The sequence below is a fragment of the Granulicella aggregans genome, assembly GCF_014203275.1.
Lineage (GTDB): Bacteria > Acidobacteriota > Terriglobia > Terriglobales > Acidobacteriaceae > Edaphobacter.
This window is the reverse complement of record NZ_JACHIP010000001.1, coordinates 663,569-679,997: the sequence shown is the minus strand read 5'-3', so window position 1 is coordinate 679,997 and position 16,429 is coordinate 663,569. Positions and strand designations below refer to the sequence as shown.

Sequence of the window (16,429 nt, the reverse complement as noted above, 5' to 3'; positions counted from 1 at the left end):
CCATAGACTTAGGGGATGCCACCAAGCAAACGACGGCCTCCTGTATGGCTGATGGGGCTGTCCAATGCCACCTTCGGTCTGGTGGGCGGCTTTATTGTGTTGCCGCTGCCGCAGTTGCTGGCGGCTGAGGGCGTCGGCGTGGCGAAGATCGCGGCAATTAGCGCTGCGTGTCTATCGCCGGGATTTTGGGTGTTCCTGCTGGGGCCGCTGCTCGATCTCAGGTTCAGCCGCCGCTTCTATGCGGGCCTGTTCGCCATCCTGGCTGGGCTCGGACTGGCGTTTGCTGTTGTGATGAAGGCGCACCTGCCCATTCTGGAAGCATCGGTGATGATCTCCTATGCAGCGGCGGTGCTGAGTTCGAACGCGCTGGGCGGGTGGCTGGGGGCGATCCTGCCGCAGGTGGTGGAGGGCGCGCACGACGAGTCGAATCACGAGGCGGTGAGGCTGGGAGCCTGGACGCAGGTGGGGAGCTTCCTTGGCGGCGGCGCAATCGCCGTGCTGGCGGGCGAGTTTCTACGGCTGTTCCCGGTGAGTTTGGCGGCGGTCCTTCTAGGGCTGCTGGTGATGCTTCCGGCGGCGGTGTTTCCATGGATTCCTCTGCCTGTTGAGGCGGATGGGGTGCGGCGGCGGACGGCGGTGGAGAGCTTTGCGGAGCTGTTTCGCGACTTGAAACAGTTGCTGACCCGCCGCGAAGTGTGGTGGATGATGGCGCTATTCCTTGCCCCGACGGGGTCGTTTGCGCTGACCAACCAGCTTGGCGGGGTGGCGCGGGACTTTCACGCCTCGGACGCGTTTGTGAGCCGGATGGGCGGCGCGGTGCTCTCGTTTGCCGGGGCGACGGTTTGCCTGCTGCTGCCGGTCTTCGCCCGGTGGGTCAAGCCGCTGCCGCTCTATCTGACGATCGGGACGGTTGGGAGCCTGTTTACGTTGGGGCTGCTGCTCCTGCCCAAGACTCCGGCGGCGTTTGCCGTCGCGTTTATGGCGGAGAATGTCGTGCAGGCGCTGAGTTTTACTTCCGCAGTGGCGATCTGCCTGTCGACGATCGGGAAGGACAATCCGCTGGCGGCGACCCAGTTCACCCTGCTGACCTCGGCGACAGTGCTGCCGATTCTGTATATGGGTGTGCTGGATGGCCGGGCATACGCGGGGCTTGCCGGAGTGAGTGGATTGACTGGGATGTATTTGTGGGACGGGTGTTTAAGCCTGGTGGCGTGCGCGGTGATGGCGTTCGCGATGTGGCGATGGCCCGTCGTTCGGGCGGTAAAAGCGGATGCTCCCCTTCGCGAAAGATGACAAAGCAAAAGGCAGAATGACGAATTCCGGAGCTAACCGGTGCCCGGCGGGGATAGAATACGTCTAACCTTGACGGGCGCGTGTGCTTGTCCGCGAAGCTGTATCTGGAGATTGCCGCGACTATGCCGAAGACCTCGAAGATCCTGTTGCTTGCTGCCTCTGCTGTTCTTGTACTGACGATCTTCATGGGTGTGAACGCGAGCGGCGTGAGCGCTGCTTCTGACACCGCCCAGGACAGTGCCTACAAGCAGATCAACGTATACAGCGAGGTCTTGCAGCACATCCAGAGCGACTACGTAGTGGAACCGAACATTCCTTCTGTGACGAACGGGGCGCTGCGCGGGCTGCTGGAGTCGTTGGATGCAGACTCGAGCTACCTCTCTCCGGATGACTACAAGCTCTACAAGATGGATAAGGGCGGCAAGGCGCAGGTCGGGATCAACGTCTCCAAGCGCTTTGGCTATGCCAATGTCGTGTCGGTCGTTCCGGGTAGCCCGGCAGACCGAGCTGGTCTCGTGGACGGCGACATTCTTGAGGCGATTGACGGGCACGACACACGCGATATCCCGCTGGCGATCATCCAGAAGATGCTCGAAGGTGCTCCGGGAAGCGCGGTTTCGGTCTCCGTGGTGCGGCAGAAGAAGCCGGAGCCCGAAAAGATCGATATGACTCGCTCGGTGACACAGATTCCCGCGGTGCAGGACGCGATGTATGACGGGTTCAGCATCCTCTACCTGAAGCCGGGCATCCTGGATCACGAGCATGTACAGCAGTTGGAATCGAAGCTGAAGGGTATGCGCGGTGCGGGGAACAAAAAGGTTCTGCTCGACCTGCGCGATGTGGCTGCGGGCGATATGGTCGAGGCGCAGCGTCTGGCGAACTTCCTCCTGAAGTCGGGAACTATCGGCAGCCTTGAAGGGCAGCAGGTGGCGAAGGTTACGTTCACGGCTGATCCGTCCAAGGCAATCGTTCCGGCGGCTCCTGCGGTTGTGCTTGTGAACCATGGTACGGCCGGGCCGGCCGAACTGGTAGCCGCGGCGCTGCTCGACAACAAGCGCGCGGATCTGGTGGGGGAGAAGACCTTCGGCGAGGGAACGCAGCAGAAGACTTTTGAGATGCCGGATGGTTCGGCGCTGATTCTTTCGGTCGCGAAGTACGAGTCGCCTTCGGGGAAGAAGCTTCAGGATGAGGGAGTTACGCCGGGAGTCATGGTAGCTTCGGCGGTCGCGGTGCAGGCGGACGTCGATGACGAAGCGCCTGCGGCACAGCCTATGGGAGCAACTCCCGCTCCGGTGGTGGTGACCAAGCCGCAGGTGACGGTAGATGAGCAGTTGACCAAGGCGCTGGATCTGTTGAAGGCGAAGGCGGCTTAGATCTTTTTAAAGATTTGCCCCCCACCCCTTATTTTGGATATGCGCCTATGTTCTCTGAAATGAGGGAGTTGGCGGTGGCCTTCCGGATAAAGCTCTCATTCCGGGGATGATAGCCCGTGTAAAGAAGCCTGCCGTCTAGAAGATGCGCGTTTTTTTCTATACTGACTTAATTGTAACGAAGCGCGTGGGGTAATTGGGCACATTTCTTCGCGTTCGAGATGGCTCGTAAGTGATTGATAAAATGCGGGTTACTTGAGAAAAATAAAGTCGAGCGCGTGGGTGGGGGCTTGACAGGATTTTCGGGACTGGCATTTTCGGGACTGGTACGCCCCTTGTCGAAGTGATTTGTGGCTGAAAGCTGAAAGCTTATGGGGGCCGTATAGTCGCTCGGGGTCCTTCGACTGCGTCTCTTGCGATGAAGCTGCAAGAGACTTCGCTCAGGACGACGGATCTTTGTCGGATTGGTTTTCGAAGTGACAATTGCGCGGCGGACCCACTGATTGCGGCAGGCCCACTCATCGCAATGGTGCCGCGATGAATGGGGCACAGATTTGTGGCCGGGGAGTTGGTTCCGGAGTGGGTTTCAGACGTTTACGTGTGTTCGAGGGGCGCGGGGTGATCTGCTAGGCTGAAACTGCCGTGTTGAGCCTCTTCCGCAGCCGACCCTCCCGAGATCGTGAAGACGTAGATGACGCCGAAGCAGAGCGTCTGGCTGCGCTTGAGGCGCGGTGGGAGGCCGAGACGCAGGCCGACCGCGAACGGGAGCTCGAAGAGAAGCGAAAGAATGGGTGGGAGCCGCCGAAGAGCCACAAGGCCGTGGCGCGGGCTACGTTCAGTGTGTTGTTGCTGCTGTCGGCTCTGTTTGGGGTGATGTGTGGGTTGATGCTGGTCTACTCGGTCGACCTGCCGCAGATCGACGACCTGGTGAAGTACCGCCCGAATACAACCACCACGCTCTACGATGTCCACGGTCGTGCGTTTGGCAGCTTTTCGCTGGAGCGCCGGGTGGTGGTGCAGTATGCCGATATCCCGGTCAATCTGCGGGACGCGATCATCTCGATTGAAGACAAGAGCTTCGAACGGAACTGGGGAGTAAACCTCTTCCGGGCGGTGGGTGCGGCCTATCGCGATCTTCATGCCAAGGGGAGGGCGCAGGGGGCTTCGACGCTGACCATGCAGTTGGCGCGGAACCTGTTTCTCTCGTCAGAAAAGACATACGGCAGAAAGCTGCAGGAGGTGCTGCTCTCGATGCAGATCGAGCGACGGTTTACCAAGGAGCAGATCTTTACGCTGTACGCCAATCAGATCTACCTGGGACGCGGAACGTATGGATTTGAGGCGGGGAGCGAGTTTTACTTCAGCAAGCATGTGAAGGACTTGAACCTGCAGGAGGCGGCTTTGCTGGCGGCGCTGCCGAAGGGGCCGGAGGCGTACTCGCCGCTGCGCTATCCAGAGAAGGCGCTGAAGCGCAGAAATCTTGTCTTGAGCGAGATGCTGCATGACAAGAAGATCACCGCGGATCAGGCGAAGGCTGCGGAGGCAGCGCCGCTGGGGCTGCGGATCGAGACGCCTTCGAACAATGTCGCTCCTTATTTTGTGGAAGAAGTTCGGCGACAGCTGGAAAAAGAATATGGCGTCGAAGAGGTGCATGGAGCGGGGCTGCGGGTTGATACGACGCTTGATCTGGATCTGCAAGCGGTGGCGAATAAGGCGGTGCTCGATGGCACGGCAACCTACGAACGGCGGCGCGGGTGGCAGGGGCATCTGCTGAACGTGGTGCTGGCAGGGCTTGATCCTGACCTCTACAAGCATCCGGACTGGGCGCAGCCCGTGATCGAAGGGACGTATGTGCATGGTCTGGTGGGCGAGGTGGCCGCGGACCATGTCATCGTGAAGATGGGCGCTCGGCGGGCGGTGTTGAAGCAGGCGGACTGGGCGTGGACACAGTTTCCGACGGCGGACAGCTTTCTGCGCACCGGCGACCTGGTCTACGTGAAGGTAGACAAGGTGCTGCCGGATGGCGGGATGCACGCGCTGCTGGAGCAGGACTCGGGCGCGCAGGCGTCGATGATGGCGATCGACAATGTGAACGGCGAGGTGCTGGCGATGGTGGGCGGCAGGGACTATGCACTCTCGCAGTTCAACCGGGCCACGCAGGCGCTGCGGCAGGTAGGGTCATCGTTCAAGCCGTATGTGTATACGACGGCGGTGGAGGCGGGAGCAAAGCCGACCGACATTGTTGTGGACGGCCCGACCTCCTTCTACACGCCGAACGGGCCCTACACGCCGCATAACTATGAGGGCGACTACAAGGGCGCGATGACGCTGATCAACGCGTTTGCGGAGTCGCGGAATATCCCGGCGCTGAAGCTGGCGGCCAAGGCGGGAATAACGAAGGTCATCGAGACGGCGCACCGGTTCGGGGTGACAAGCAACATCCCGGCGTTTCTGCCGGTGGCGATCGGGTCGGCGGACATCACGCTGGCGGAGCAGGTGGGAGCCTACAGCGTCTTTCCGAACGATGGGATCAGGATTGAGCCGCACTACATCCGACGCGTGACGCAGGCCGATGGGCAGCCGATGCACGAGATTGAGGTGCAAGTGAAGGAAGTGATCTCGGTGGACACAGCGCGGACGATGATGCAGTTACTGCGGGCTGTTGTTGCGTATGGGACGGGAGCCGCGGCGAGGCAGTTGAACCATCCACTGGGCGGCAAGACGGGGACGACCAACAACTATACGGACGCGTGGTTCGTGGGCTTCTCGCCGGGTGTCACCTGTGGCACATGGATTGGATTCGACGATCGGCAGTCGCTTGGCGAGAAGGAGACCGGAGCGAAGGCGGCGCTGCCCATGTGGATGGACTTTATGCGGGCAGTGATTGCGACGCGGCCGGATGAGGTCTTCCCCAGCGAGGGAGCGCCGAAGAAGCAGCTGGAAGTACCGGTGGGGACGGATGCTCCAAAGCCGGTGAGGAAGGCGAAGCCTGTGGAACCGGATGCGGATGAGGACCAGGATGCTCCGGCGGCTGCTGCTGGAACGTCGGTGATGCCTGCGGATGCAGCTCCGGAGGATGCGGCTGAGACCCCGGGAAAGCCTAAGACTATACCGCATTAGAGGCGGAAGAACGCCCTACGCGGGCGGCGGTCACTTCGTGACGTGTATACCGCTTCACGTGGTGCTCCCGCTGGTCGCAACCGGGAGGGGCTCGCGAAGCCCAATACGAGTCACGAAGTGACCGCCGCCCGCGCAGGGCGCCCGTCCGGCAGGACAGTCTTTCCCAGGCTCTTACACAGAGAGAAGTAGCGCTTGGCGCGGGCGACATCGAGGCCGATCTGGGTGCGGAGGGCTTCGGGGTTGGGCCACTTTATCTCTGGCCGGAGACGGTGAAGGAAGGCGAGACGGATGGGAGTGCCTTCGTCGAGGTCGATGGGGTGGAAGTTGAGGATGTGGGTCTCGACGGTGAAGTCAGGCGTTCCCGGAACGTGGCCGAAGGTGGGCCGGGTGCCGACATTGGTGACGGCGTCGAAGGTCTCGCCATCGATGGTGATCTGGGTGATGTAGACTCCGGCGGCGGGAAGGAGTTCCGCGTAGTCGGCGAGGTTGATCGTCGGGACGGTGTATTTGGTGCCGTAGCCTCGGCCTGAGGCCGGGGTGCTGACGATGCTGAAGGGGCGGCCGAGGAGCGGGCGGGCGCGGTGAACCTCGCCTGCGGCGATGAGCTTGCGGATGCGGCTGGAGGAGACGGCCTCGCCGCGCAGAACGCTGGGGCTGTAGGTCTTGACGGCGAAGTTAAGGTCGCGGCCTAGCTGTTCCAGACCGTCAATTCCGGCTTCGGCATTGTGGCCGAAGCGGAAGTTTTCGCCCTCGTGGACCTCGACGACGTGGAGGGCGTCGCGAAGGATGGTCGAGGCGAAATCGCGGGCGGTGAGGCGGGAGAGTTCGAGGTCGAAGGGGAGAACGAAGGCGGCGTCGATGCCGGTGGCGGCGAGGAGCGCTAGCTTTTCTTCGAGCGGGGTGATGAGCGTAAGGTTGGTCTGCTTACCGAGGACGCGGGCGGGGTGGGGATCCAGAGTAATCGCAAGCGATGTGGCTCCGAGAGCCGCTGCGCGGGCGATAACTTCAGCGATGACCCACTGATGGCCGCGGTGGACGCCGTCGAAGTTGCCGATGGTGGCGACGGTGGGGCCTAGATCGGAAGGGAGTTCGGCGAGGCTGCGGTAGATCTTCATGCCGTCCCCTGGAGTTCGGTTGCCGACCCACTCATCGCGATACGGCTGCGATGAATGGGGCACAGAGTGTTCGTTCGAGGCGCAGAAAAGAGCATGTTCATGCGGATGGTTCCGATTTCAGGTCGAAGCCCAGCTTGAGGCCGTCGTAGGCGAGGCGCACGTGTGGCGGGAGAGTGGCGTCGGTAGTGGCGTGGTCGAGGTCGTGGCCCATGTGGGTGAAGAAGGCTCGTTTTGGCTTGAGCTGCTCGACGATCCTGAGGGAGTTTTCGACATTGGAGTGCGTCGGATGCGGCGTGATGCGGAGGGCGTCGAGAATGAGGATGTCTAAATTCTGGAGCTGCGCCATGCTTGCTTCCGGGATGGAGCTCATGTCCGTCAAGTAGGCTGCGGAGCCGAAGCGGTAGCCACTGATGACAAGGTTGCCGTGGTTGACGGGAATGCGTTGGAAGCTGGCTCCAAAGAGGTGGATTGCCTCGTTCTCCTTGAGGCGATTGAGTGCGACGCGGGCTATGGTGGTGCCTCGGGTGGGCGGGCGGAAGGTGTAGTCGAAGATGCGCTCGATGACGGCGGCGGTCTGTTCGTCGACGTAGAGGGGGAGGGGGTCGACGAGCGCGAAGGTGAGCGGGCGAAGGTCGTCGAGGCCGAGGATGTGGTCGGCGTGGGGGTGGGTGTAGAAGACGGCGTCGACGTGGGTGACGCGCTCGCGGATGGCCTGGGCGTGAAAGTCCGGGCCGGTGTCGATGAGGACGGCGTGGTCGGCACCTTCGCTATGCCAGGCGATATGGACAGACGGACGCGTGCGGCGGTTGCGCGGGTCTCCGGCGGGCGGCGGCGTGACGGCGGATGTGCAGACAGCGCACCCGCACCCCAGCGTGGGGACGCCCATCGAGGTGCCGGTGCCGAGGAAGGTGAGTGTGGCGTTCATTCAGGGAGAAAGGTCAAGAGAGAAGGGAGAACAGGAGAGCTAGCGGACGATGCTGGGGCCGAAGCCGGGGGTGCCGGGTGCGGGTGGCTGGGGTTTCTGAGCGTTGCGAGAGAGTGCCTGGGTGATGTCGAGGAAAGCCAGGCGGAGCTCGAAGAGGGCGCTGTCGATGAGTTGCTGTTCGTCCAGGGTCAGGCTGGCAGTGGTCTTATCGGCGATGACGGTGAGCATGTCAATGCTCTGACGCGCGCCGAGCAGGTCGACCTGCGGCTTCTGGCCTTCGGGGGTGTTGCCGCCGAGCTGCATGATGGCCGTCATGTAGACGGATTGGACGAGGCGCTCGAAGGTCATCTTCGGGAGCTGCTCCATGCCAGGGTTGGCGGAGCGGATGGCGATGTCGAGGCGCTCGGCGGTGGCGTCGAAGGCGATGCGAGACTGCTCCATCTGCTCGGCGGTGGGGGCTGGCGGGGCATTTGGGTCTTCTTCGGCGAAGTCGCTGGCGGAGGCCTCGGGTGCGGCGGCGATGGGCTGCGGTGATTCGGGCTGCGGAATGACGCGGGCGCTTGATTCTTCGGGGGCTGGAGCGGGAGGGACTACGGGGCGGATCTTTTCAGGGGAGGGGTCGGCGTCGGGGCGGGGTTCGCCGTCGAGGTTGAACTTGCGGCGGTCGGTGATGACGAAGGGCTTGTTCTGCTCGGACATGATTTCTCTTTCGGGAAAGGCTTGATGATGCTGTGTGAAGCATGACGAGTCCAGCGCGTGGACTTATTGGATTCGATGAAGTGTTCTGCTCCATCGAGTGTCGCTGAAGAAGTGAAGAAATTCGTGAACTGTGGACTGCGCTTGTGTGGCCAAAGAGGGATCGGTGTCGCTCACTTCCGGAACGTTGATCGACCAGTAGACAAGCAGGGGACGGCCGATGATGTTTTCGCGGGGAACGAATCCCCAGTAGCGGCTATCGATGCTGTTGGTGCGGTTGTCTCCCATGGCGAAGTACTTGCCGGGCGGGACGACAATGTCCTCGCCTTCGATGGCAGAGGGAATTGCGAGCGACCACTGTGCTGAGACCTCCGGTTCGCTGTCTGGGGCGACTGATGGGAAGTCATTCACGTACGCATCGTAGGGGCGGCTTTGATCGGGTTTTGCTACGTAAGCCTCGCTCTGGGCAACTCCGTTGAGGAAGACGACGCCGTTGCGAAGGTGGATGCGGTCGCCAGGGATGGCGATCACTCGCTTGACGAGATTCATATGGGAGCCATTCTCTTCGAGGGGCTTGTAGAAGACGATCACGTCGCCCCGCTTCACCTCGCGGTATGGCAGGAAGGACGCTCCTTTTGTGGCGGGAGCCAGCATCTCGCGGTCGGCCAGGACGTGATCGCCTACAAGCAAGGTGCTCGCCATGGAGGATGACGGGATGAAGAAGTTTTGAAAGATGTAAGTGATGGCGAAGAGCCAGACTGCGGCTATTGTCAGGTAAGAAGCGATGAAGCTCAAGCCGCTTTCGCTTGCGCGGGGATTTTTCGCTGCCTGTCGTTCAGCCATCTCTTAGACGTTCCTTTCGGGGATCGTAACTGGGGTGGTGATGGGCTTTGCGGTACCGCCGGGATAGGTGACGGTCAGATTGCGTTCGAGAGCTTCGCGGCGGATGTAGCCCAAGGCCAGGTTGATGGGACCGGAGGCTAATGGGATGGCAGCTGCGCTGGTGAGCTCTCCGACAGCTTTGCCGTCGGCTTCGAGGATGGCACCGGCGACGGGGAGCTCACCTGCGAGCTGAAAGGCGTGGAAGGTGCGGTGGACGTTGCCTCGCGAGCGGATGCGCTCGACGATCTCCTGGCCAAGGTAGCAGCCTTTGGCGAAGTGCAGGGCGCGGGGCTGCGCGGTCTCCTGCGGCAGTTCCTTGTCGCGGATGTCGGTGCCGTAGAGCGGCGTGCCTTCGAGGATGCGGAGGTGGTTGAGGGCTTCGTCACTGACGAGTGTCGCGCCGCTGGCGACGAGGGCTTCAGTCAGCTGGGCGACGGTATCTGCTGATTCGGACCAAAGCTCGAAGCGTGGGACCAGAGGACTATAAGCATGGAGGACGGCGAGCTTATGGCCCTTCCAGTCGTCGATTGCCGTGAAGTGCAGCGGGGCAACATCGTCTGTCGCGATGCCGATGGTAGCAAGTGTGGATGCGGCCTGTGGACCGGCGATGACGAGGCCGAAGCTGGAATGCTGCGCAAGTTCGACATCGTCCATGATGATGAAGCGATCGAGGAGCTCGATGAGCGCGGGAACGCGGCCTGCTGCGGTTCCGAGCAGGATGCTTTTGTCGAGCGCTAGCGCTACGGCGTCGCCCTGGATTCTGCCCTGCGAACTTAGGAAGAAGTTGTAATTAAGCTCGCCGGATGAAAGCGCCTGGATGGAGTTCGTGGTCATCCCGTTGAGCCAGCGGACGCGATCGTCGCCGGTGACCTTAATCCAGCCAATGCTCGACAGCGGCGCTACGGCAGAGGATTCAAGCAGCGCGGTGAACTGCTGCTGCGCGGTGGCGGATTGTGCGGGCGGGAAGGCGATAGCAGTCATAAGTAATTACACGACCGGACACGCAGGAAAGACACTGCGTACACTGATTATAGCGACTGATGCGGAGGGTTATGGCTGGGTTGAAGCTGGGTGGACGGTGGGCGGCGAAGGTGGGATTCGTTCTGATTACTGCGGTGGCGACCGCCTCGGCTTCCGATAAGGACAAGAAAGACGCGACCACGGGCGAGACCCGGATGACCAAGGATCAGGCGAAGGAGCTGTTCAAATCCGTCGACGACATCCTGGCGTTCGCCAGCAAGGACTCGAAGCTGCCGATCGAGCACAGCGTGAAGCGGACTTTGATCTCGCGCGACGAGGTAAACAAGTTTCTGCGCGAGCGCTTCGACAAGGACGAGAGCACCAAGCGCCTGGAGCGGTCTGAGATTGTGCTGAAGAAGTTTGGTTTGTTGGATCGCGACTTTCATCTGCAGACGTTCCTGGTCTCGCTGCTGACGGAGCAGATCGCCGGCTACTACGACGACAAGACGAAGACGGTGAACCTGCTGGACTGGATCGCGCCGGACGAGCAGAAGTCTGTGCTGGCGCATGAGTTGACGCACGCGCTGCAGGACCAGAAGGTGGACCTGTCGAAGTGGTCTGAGGTCGGCGCAAAGGGAATTGCGAAGACGAGTGCGGAGGACAGTGAGCATATCCGGAACGACGAGGGCGATACGGCGCGCGAGGCTGTGACCGAGGGTCAGGCGATGGCTGTCTTTGTTGATTACGGGTTGAAGGACTCCGGCAAGACGATCGCCGACGCGCCGGAGATGGGGCCGAAGTTGAAGGAGATGACGGAGGACACGGGTGGATCACCGCTGCTGGCGCGGGCTCCGCTGCTGTTGCAGAAGTCGCTGCTGTTTCCGTATGGCGATGGGTTGGCGTTTGAGCATCGCGTGCTGGTGAAGGCCGGAAGGGATGCGGCGTTTGCGGGTGTGCTGGCGCGACCGCCCTCGTCCAGCTTCGAGATTATTCATCCGGATGCGTATCTCGCGCATACGCCGGTGCCGGTGCTGCGGATGCCGGATATTCATCCTCTGATTGATGCCGAGTACACGCCGTATGACGAGGGCGTGATGGGCGAACTGGATGTGCGGATCATTGCGGAGTTGTTTGGCGGCCAGCAGATTGCGGCTGCGCTTTCGCCAGCGTGGAAGGGTGGCATCTACTATGCGGCGCAGCGCAAGAGCGCCACGGCAGCGCAGAAAGAGACACCGTCTTCGCTGGGGATCTTCTACTACTCGAAGTGGGAGAACGAGGATTCGGCGCGGTCGTTTATGCGGATCTACTCGGGGCAGCTTGCGCGAAAGTATTCGGGGCTTAAGCGGCGCGAGAAAGACGAAAAAGGCGACGAGGAACAGGTTTATTCGACCAACGAAGGCGATGTGCTGATAGCGCTAAAGGACGACCAGGTGTTTGTGGCCGAGGGCTTCGATCTGGCGCTGGCGCGGAAGCTGCGGGATAGCGTGGAAGAGGTTCAGTCGAGCGGGCCGCTACAAGTGGCGTCTACGCAGGAGATAGGCCCGGCGATGTCTTTGGTGCATGTAATGGGGCAGTTTGGCGTGATGAAGGCGGCGCTGGCCGGACGATATACTCACTGACGGGTCCTTAAACAAAGAGCAAGAGAGTCAGAACGGAGCAGAAGAATTGCAGAAGGCTGAGATTGGCATCATTGGCGGGAGTGGCTTGTATGCCATGCCCGGGTTGACGAACGTGCGTGAAGAGAGCTTTGAGACACCGTTCGGAGCGCCTTCGGACGCATTTATTCTGGGCGATTTGGGCGGTCGTAGCGTGGCGTTCCTGGCGCGACATGGACGCGGGCATCGCATCCTGCCGAGCGAGTTGAACTTTCGCGCGAACATCTACGCGATGAAGATGCTCGGCGTGGAGCGGATTCTTTCAGTGTCGGCTGTGGGGTCGCTTAAGGAAGAGCACAAGCCTACGGACTTCGTGATTCCAGACCAGTTCATCGACCGCACGTTTGCGCGCATAGGGACGTTCTTCGGCGACGGTATCGTGGGTCATGTGGCCTTCGGCGATCCGGTATGCTCGACCGTCCGCAGCGTGTTTGAGAACGCCTGCGCCGAGGTTGGTGTTGTTGGGAAAAACGGCGGGACTTATGTGTGCATGGAGGGGCCGCAGTTCTCTACGCGGGCGGAGTCGAACCTGTACCGTAGCTGGGGCGCTGACGTGATCGGCATGACGAATCTGCAGGAGGCCAAGCTGGCTCGCGAGGCGGAGATTTGCTATGCCACGCTCGCAATGGTGACCGACTACGACTGCTGGCGCGAGGGTCATGATGACGTGACCGTGGACCAGGTGGTCGCGGTGCTGCACCAGAATGCCGATAACGGAACGAAGGTTGTGAAGGCGGCGATTGCGGCGATGCCCACGGAGCGCAAGTGCGCTTGTGCGGATGCGCTGAAGTATGCGATTTTGACGGACAAGAAGGCGATTCCGGAGGCGGCTAAGGAGCGGCTGGGATTGTTGCTGGGGAAGTATTTGTAACTTTTGGAATTGCAATTAGAAAGAGAGCTTGATGTCGATACTTGTAGTTGGTTCGGTGGCGTTTGATTCGATTGAGACTCCTTCCGGCAAGAGGACAAAGATCCTGGGCGGGGCGGCGACGCACTTCGCGCTGGCTGCGAGCTACTTTACGGATGTGCGCGTGATCGGGGTCGTCGGAGAGGACTTTACGGCGGAGCACGAGGCGGTCTTCGAGAAGCGCGGGATTGATACGGAAGGTATCGAGCGCGCAGACGGGCTGACTTTTCACTGGACCGGCGAGTACAGCGGCAGCCTGAACGAGGCGAAGACGCTGGGTACAGATTTGAATGTGTTCGCGACGTTTGCGCCAAAGATTCCCGAGCAGTATAAGGACAGCGAGTATCTTTTCCTGGCGAACATCGACCCGGTGCTGCAACTGCAGGTGCGCCAGCAGATGCCGGATGTGAAGCTGGTCTGCGGCGACACGATGAACTACTGGATCGCCGACCATCGCGCGAACCTGGACAAGGTGCTTGCGGTGTTGGACGTGTTGCTGATCAACGATGGCGAGGCGCGCATGATCTCTGGTGAGCACAACCCGGTCAAGGCGGCGGAGAAGGTGATGGCGTTGGGGCCGAAGTCGCTGGTGGTGAAGCACGGCGAGTATGGAGCGACGGGCTACTTCAGCGAACGCGCGTTTGGTGGGAAAGCTTCACGGCCCTTCCGTGCGCCGGCGCTTCCGTTGGGCGAGGTGGTCGATCCGACCGGGGCTGGCGACTCGTTTGCCGGTGGATTCTATGGCTACATTGCGTCGCAGCCGGAGCTCACACCTGCGGTCTTCAAGACGGCGATGTTCTACGGCGGCGTGATGGGCTCGTTCGCGGTGGAGCGGTTTGGAACCGACCGGCTCGCTTCGGTGACCAGCGAAGAGATCAATGAGCGGTTCGAGCTGTTCCGCGAGATCTCGCATCTCGAAGACGCGTTGGCAGGAGCCTGAGCTTGCGACGTAGACGAACCTCGAGCGCACGGCAGAGCCTGATCCGGGCTGTGTCGGAGTCATCCAATGTTGATTCGAATGTGATTGCTCCCGCGACGCGGCAGGAGACAGTACCGATCGCGTTGATGGCGGTGGTGCTCGGCTTCATGGCGTTGCTGATTTGCTTCACTCGCGGTTACGTATTGCTGTATGGCGATGCGGTGGCGCACCTGGGGATTGCGCGTAGGATTCTGGACTCGCGGGCGCCGGGGCTGTCGCAGTTGGGTGGAGTATGGCTGCCGTTGCCTCACCTGTTGATGCTGCCGTTTGTGCAGCGAATGTTGTGGTGGCAGACCGGACTGGCCGGGTCATGGCCTTCGCTGATTTGTTTCATCATCGGCGCGGCGGGGTTTTACCGGCTGGCGCGAAGGATGCTGGTGCCACGGTGGGCTTTCGCTGCGACCGTGTTTTATCTACTGAACCCGAATCTTCTTTATCTGGCAACGACGGCGATGACGGAGCCGTTGTTCCTTGCGCTGTTGATCTGGCTGACGCTGCTGACGATGGAGTGCGTGGACGCGATCGACCGCATCGACGATGCGCCGTTGAAGGAACGCGCGGCGCGGGCGAAGGCGATTGGGCCGAAGCTGTTGGTGATCTCGCTGTTGATCTTCGCTGCGGTGATGACGCGGTACGACGGATGGATTGCAGGCGCGGTGGTGTGGTGCGTGCTCACGCTGAAGATCGTGAGGACTCGGAAGCTCTTCGCGAAGGTGACGCCGGCATTCCTTCTGTTCACGGTGATTACAGTGGCTGGGCCGGTGCTGTGGCTCTGGTACAACCAGCACTTCATGCACGATCCGCTGGACTTCATGCGTGGGCCTTACTCTGCTGCCGCGATCGATAAGAAGACATCTCCGCCGGGAGCGAAGCACTATCGCGGATGGCATAACCCCGGATGGGCGCTGCTGTTCTATACGCGAACGTCGCAGGTAGATGCTGCGATGTGGGAGACGGGATTTCTGCTGCTGGCGGGGGCAGTGGCGGGGCTTTGGTTGACGCTGCGCAAAGGCTTTACCGGAGCGCAGCGGGCGGCGACGCTGCTGTGGATGCCGATACCGTTTTATGTCTACTCGGTGTCGTATGGGTCAGTGCCGATCTTCATCCCGCAGCTTTATCCGCACTCGTTCTATAACTCGCGGTATGGGATGGAGATGCTGCCGGGGCTGGTGCTTTTCGCGTTTATCGCGATCGCTGCGCTTGATGTGTACCTGAAGATCACGAAGCCTGAAGTCTCGAAGTGGCTCCCTCGCGCCGGGATCGCGCTGGCCGTGGTGAACTGCGTGGTGATGACCCTGACGATTCCACTGGTGCTGAAGGAAGGTATGGTCAACGCGACGACGCGGCAGGCATTCGAAACGTCGGTTGCGCGGCAGATAGAGTCGTTCCCGGTGGGCGTGCCGATCCTGATGACGAATGGCGACCACATTGGAGCGCTGCAGCAGGCTGGGATTCCTCTGAAGCAAACGATCAATGAGGGCGAGTGGTACAGCTGGAAGGCGGCGCTCGACGCTCCGGCTGAGAAGGCGGACTACGTGGTCGCGATCGCTGGCGACCCCGTGGACATGGCTGTGCATAAGCATCCGGAGAACCTGACGGAGCTGACGGTGCTTTGTACGACGGGGCAACCGTGCGCTCGGATCTACAAGTCGGATGTGTGGAAGCCGTAGTTCCTCAAACTCCCACATCTCAGGGGCGAGATGTGGGGCACCCGCATTTGTGGCCGTCCCACTCATCGCGATGAGACCGCGATGAATGGGGCACAGAGCTCTCTGGTCAGGATGACGGGGTTGGGTGGGCTGGAAGTAGAATCGTTTGAGCATGTACGCGCCTAGTTCTTATCACTTCAGCGATATCGATCAGTTGCTGCTTTCGAGCGGAACCGCCAAGCGATTGCTTCTGGCGTGCGCTCTCGGCGGCGTGGTGGGAATCGAGCGGGAGTGGCGGCATAAAGCGTCCGGGCTGCGGACGAACATACTGATCTGCATGGCCTGCGCGTTCTTTACACTGCTGTCGGCTGTGCTCGCGGGTGAGGGCAACCCAGACAAGGGACGCGTTGCCGCGAACATCGTGCAGGGGATTGGGTTTCTTGGCGCTGGTCTGATTCTGCACACTCGGAATCGGGTGCTGGGGTTGACCAGCGCGGCGAGTGTCTTTGCAGTGGCTTCGATTGGGATGGCGTGTGGGGCGGGCCTCTATCTGGAGGCGGTGCTGGCTACGGTCATCGTGCTGTTTGCGTTGCAGTTGGTAGGAGCGCTTGAATCGAAGCTCGGATGGAAACACTTCCCGATGCTGTACGAGGTACGTGGGACCGACCAGACGAAGATCTATGTAGCGATTTTGAGCGTGCTGGACCGGATGGGCGTCCGCATGAACGTGATCGACAAGGACAGCGTGGCGGAGCTCGAACGTGTCACGTTTATCGTGAACACGGATCGTAAGCGGCATGCTCAACTGCTGGCAAATTTGAAGATTGCGGATGCTGCGGACTCTGTAATTGCATTTCAGGATGAAGAGGAAGAGTAAG

13 protein-coding genes are annotated in these 16,429 nt (G+C 61.0%); 8 read left to right on the top strand and 5 right to left on the bottom strand.

Going from position 1 to position 16,429, the window contains the following annotated elements:
- The first annotated feature begins 51 nt into the window (after window positions 1-51).
- The 3 genes from HDF16_RS02850 (at window position 52) to HDF16_RS02840 (ending at window position 5,783) form a co-directional block, all read left to right on the top strand.
- Window positions 52-1,293, top strand: coding sequence for an MFS transporter (locus tag HDF16_RS02850; protein WP_221312439.1), 1,242 nt, complete (start codon window positions 52-54; stop codon window positions 1,291-1,293).
- Window positions 1,294-1,415: 122 nt separating this feature from the next.
- A complete protein-coding gene (locus HDF16_RS02845; protein WP_184213636.1) occupies window positions 1,416-2,666 on the top strand; it encodes a S41 family peptidase in 1,251 nt (416 codons plus the stop codon).
- Window positions 2,667-3,482: 816 nt separating this feature from the next.
- On the top strand, window positions 3,483-5,783 hold the full coding sequence (locus HDF16_RS02840; protein ID WP_348641247.1) for a penicillin-binding protein 1A: 2,301 nt from the start codon (window positions 3,483-3,485) through the stop codon (window positions 5,781-5,783).
- Between the two features lie 110 nt (window positions 5,784-5,893).
- Here HDF16_RS02840 and ribF read toward each other — a convergent pair whose 3' ends face one another.
- From ribF to HDF16_RS02815, 5 genes are all read right to left on the bottom strand, one after another.
- Window positions 5,894-6,961: a riboflavin biosynthesis protein RibF gene (gene ribF, locus HDF16_RS02835; protein WP_348641222.1), complete on the bottom strand. Its 1,068-nt coding sequence runs from the start codon at window positions 6,959-6,961 to the stop codon at window positions 5,894-5,896.
- A gap of 34 nt (window positions 6,962-6,995) precedes the next feature.
- Complete coding sequence (locus HDF16_RS02830; protein ID WP_184213634.1) at window positions 6,996-7,823, bottom strand: MBL fold metallo-hydrolase; 828 nt, start codon at window positions 7,821-7,823, stop codon at window positions 6,996-6,998.
- A gap of 39 nt (window positions 7,824-7,862) precedes the next feature.
- Entirely contained in the window at window positions 7,863-8,522 is a 660-nt protein-coding gene (locus HDF16_RS02825; protein ID WP_184213633.1) for a DUF1844 domain-containing protein, read from the bottom strand.
- A 63-nt stretch (window positions 8,523-8,585) separates the two neighbouring features.
- Window positions 8,586-9,362, bottom strand: coding sequence for a signal peptidase I (gene lepB, locus HDF16_RS02820; RefSeq protein WP_184213632.1), 777 nt, complete (start codon window positions 9,360-9,362; stop codon window positions 8,586-8,588).
- A 3-nt stretch (window positions 9,363-9,365) separates the two neighbouring features.
- Window positions 9,366-10,382, bottom strand: coding sequence for a YgfZ/GcvT domain-containing protein (locus HDF16_RS02815; protein WP_184213631.1), 1,017 nt, complete (start codon window positions 10,380-10,382; stop codon window positions 9,366-9,368).
- A 71-nt stretch (window positions 10,383-10,453) separates the two neighbouring features.
- On the opposite strand from HDF16_RS02815, the gene HDF16_RS02810 reads away from it, so the two are divergent.
- The 5 genes from HDF16_RS02810 (at window position 10,454) to HDF16_RS02790 (ending at window position 16,428) form a co-directional block, all read left to right on the top strand.
- Complete coding sequence (locus tag HDF16_RS02810; protein WP_246408603.1) at window positions 10,454-11,980, top strand: hypothetical protein; 1,527 nt, start codon at window positions 10,454-10,456, stop codon at window positions 11,978-11,980.
- 46 nt (window positions 11,981-12,026) lie between these two features.
- Window positions 12,027-12,887, top strand: a complete 861-nt coding sequence (gene mtnP / locus HDF16_RS02805) for an S-methyl-5'-thioadenosine phosphorylase (protein WP_184213630.1) — start codon at window positions 12,027-12,029, stop codon at window positions 12,885-12,887.
- Between the two features lie 31 nt (window positions 12,888-12,918).
- Window positions 12,919-13,863: a PfkB family carbohydrate kinase gene (locus tag HDF16_RS02800; RefSeq protein WP_184213629.1), complete on the top strand. Its 945-nt coding sequence runs from the start codon at window positions 12,919-12,921 to the stop codon at window positions 13,861-13,863.
- A 2-nt stretch (window positions 13,864-13,865) separates the two neighbouring features.
- Window positions 13,866-15,572, top strand: coding sequence for a hypothetical protein (locus tag HDF16_RS02795; RefSeq protein WP_246408602.1), 1,707 nt, complete (start codon window positions 13,866-13,868; stop codon window positions 15,570-15,572).
- 151 nt (window positions 15,573-15,723) lie between these two features.
- Window positions 15,724-16,428 carry an MgtC/SapB family protein gene (locus HDF16_RS02790; protein WP_184213628.1) on the top strand — a complete coding sequence of 235 codons (705 nt, stop codon included), beginning with the start codon at window positions 15,724-15,726 and terminating at the stop codon, window positions 16,426-16,428.
- Window position 16,429: the final 1 nt, after the last annotated feature.

Bases quoted from the DNA above. Each gene is read 5' to 3' on its own strand.
- HDF16_RS02810 (WP_246408603.1), top strand. From the start codon at position 10,454: ATGGCTGGGTTGAAGCTGGGTGGACGGTGGGCGGCGAAGGTGGGATTC.
- HDF16_RS02815 (WP_184213631.1), bottom strand. From the start codon at position 10,382: ATGACTGCTATCGCCTTCCCGCCCGCACAATCCGCCACCGCGCAGCAG.
- HDF16_RS02825 (WP_184213633.1), bottom strand. From the start codon at position 8,522: ATGTCCGAGCAGAACAAGCCCTTCGTCATCACCGACCGCCGCAAGTTC.
- HDF16_RS02845 (WP_184213636.1), top strand. From the start codon at position 1,416: ATGCCGAAGACCTCGAAGATCCTGTTGCTTGCTGCCTCTGCTGTTCTT.
- HDF16_RS02850 (WP_221312439.1), top strand. From the start codon at position 52: ATGGGGCTGTCCAATGCCACCTTCGGTCTGGTGGGCGGCTTTATTGTG.
- HDF16_RS02790 (WP_184213628.1), top strand. From the start codon at position 15,724: ATGTACGCGCCTAGTTCTTATCACTTCAGCGATATCGATCAGTTGCTG.
- HDF16_RS02800 (WP_184213629.1), top strand. From the start codon at position 12,919: ATGTCGATACTTGTAGTTGGTTCGGTGGCGTTTGATTCGATTGAGACT.
- HDF16_RS02830 (WP_184213634.1), bottom strand. From the start codon at position 7,823: ATGAACGCCACACTCACCTTCCTCGGCACCGGCACCTCGATGGGCGTC.
- lepB (WP_184213632.1), bottom strand. From the start codon at position 9,362: ATGGCTGAACGACAGGCAGCGAAAAATCCCCGCGCAAGCGAAAGCGGC.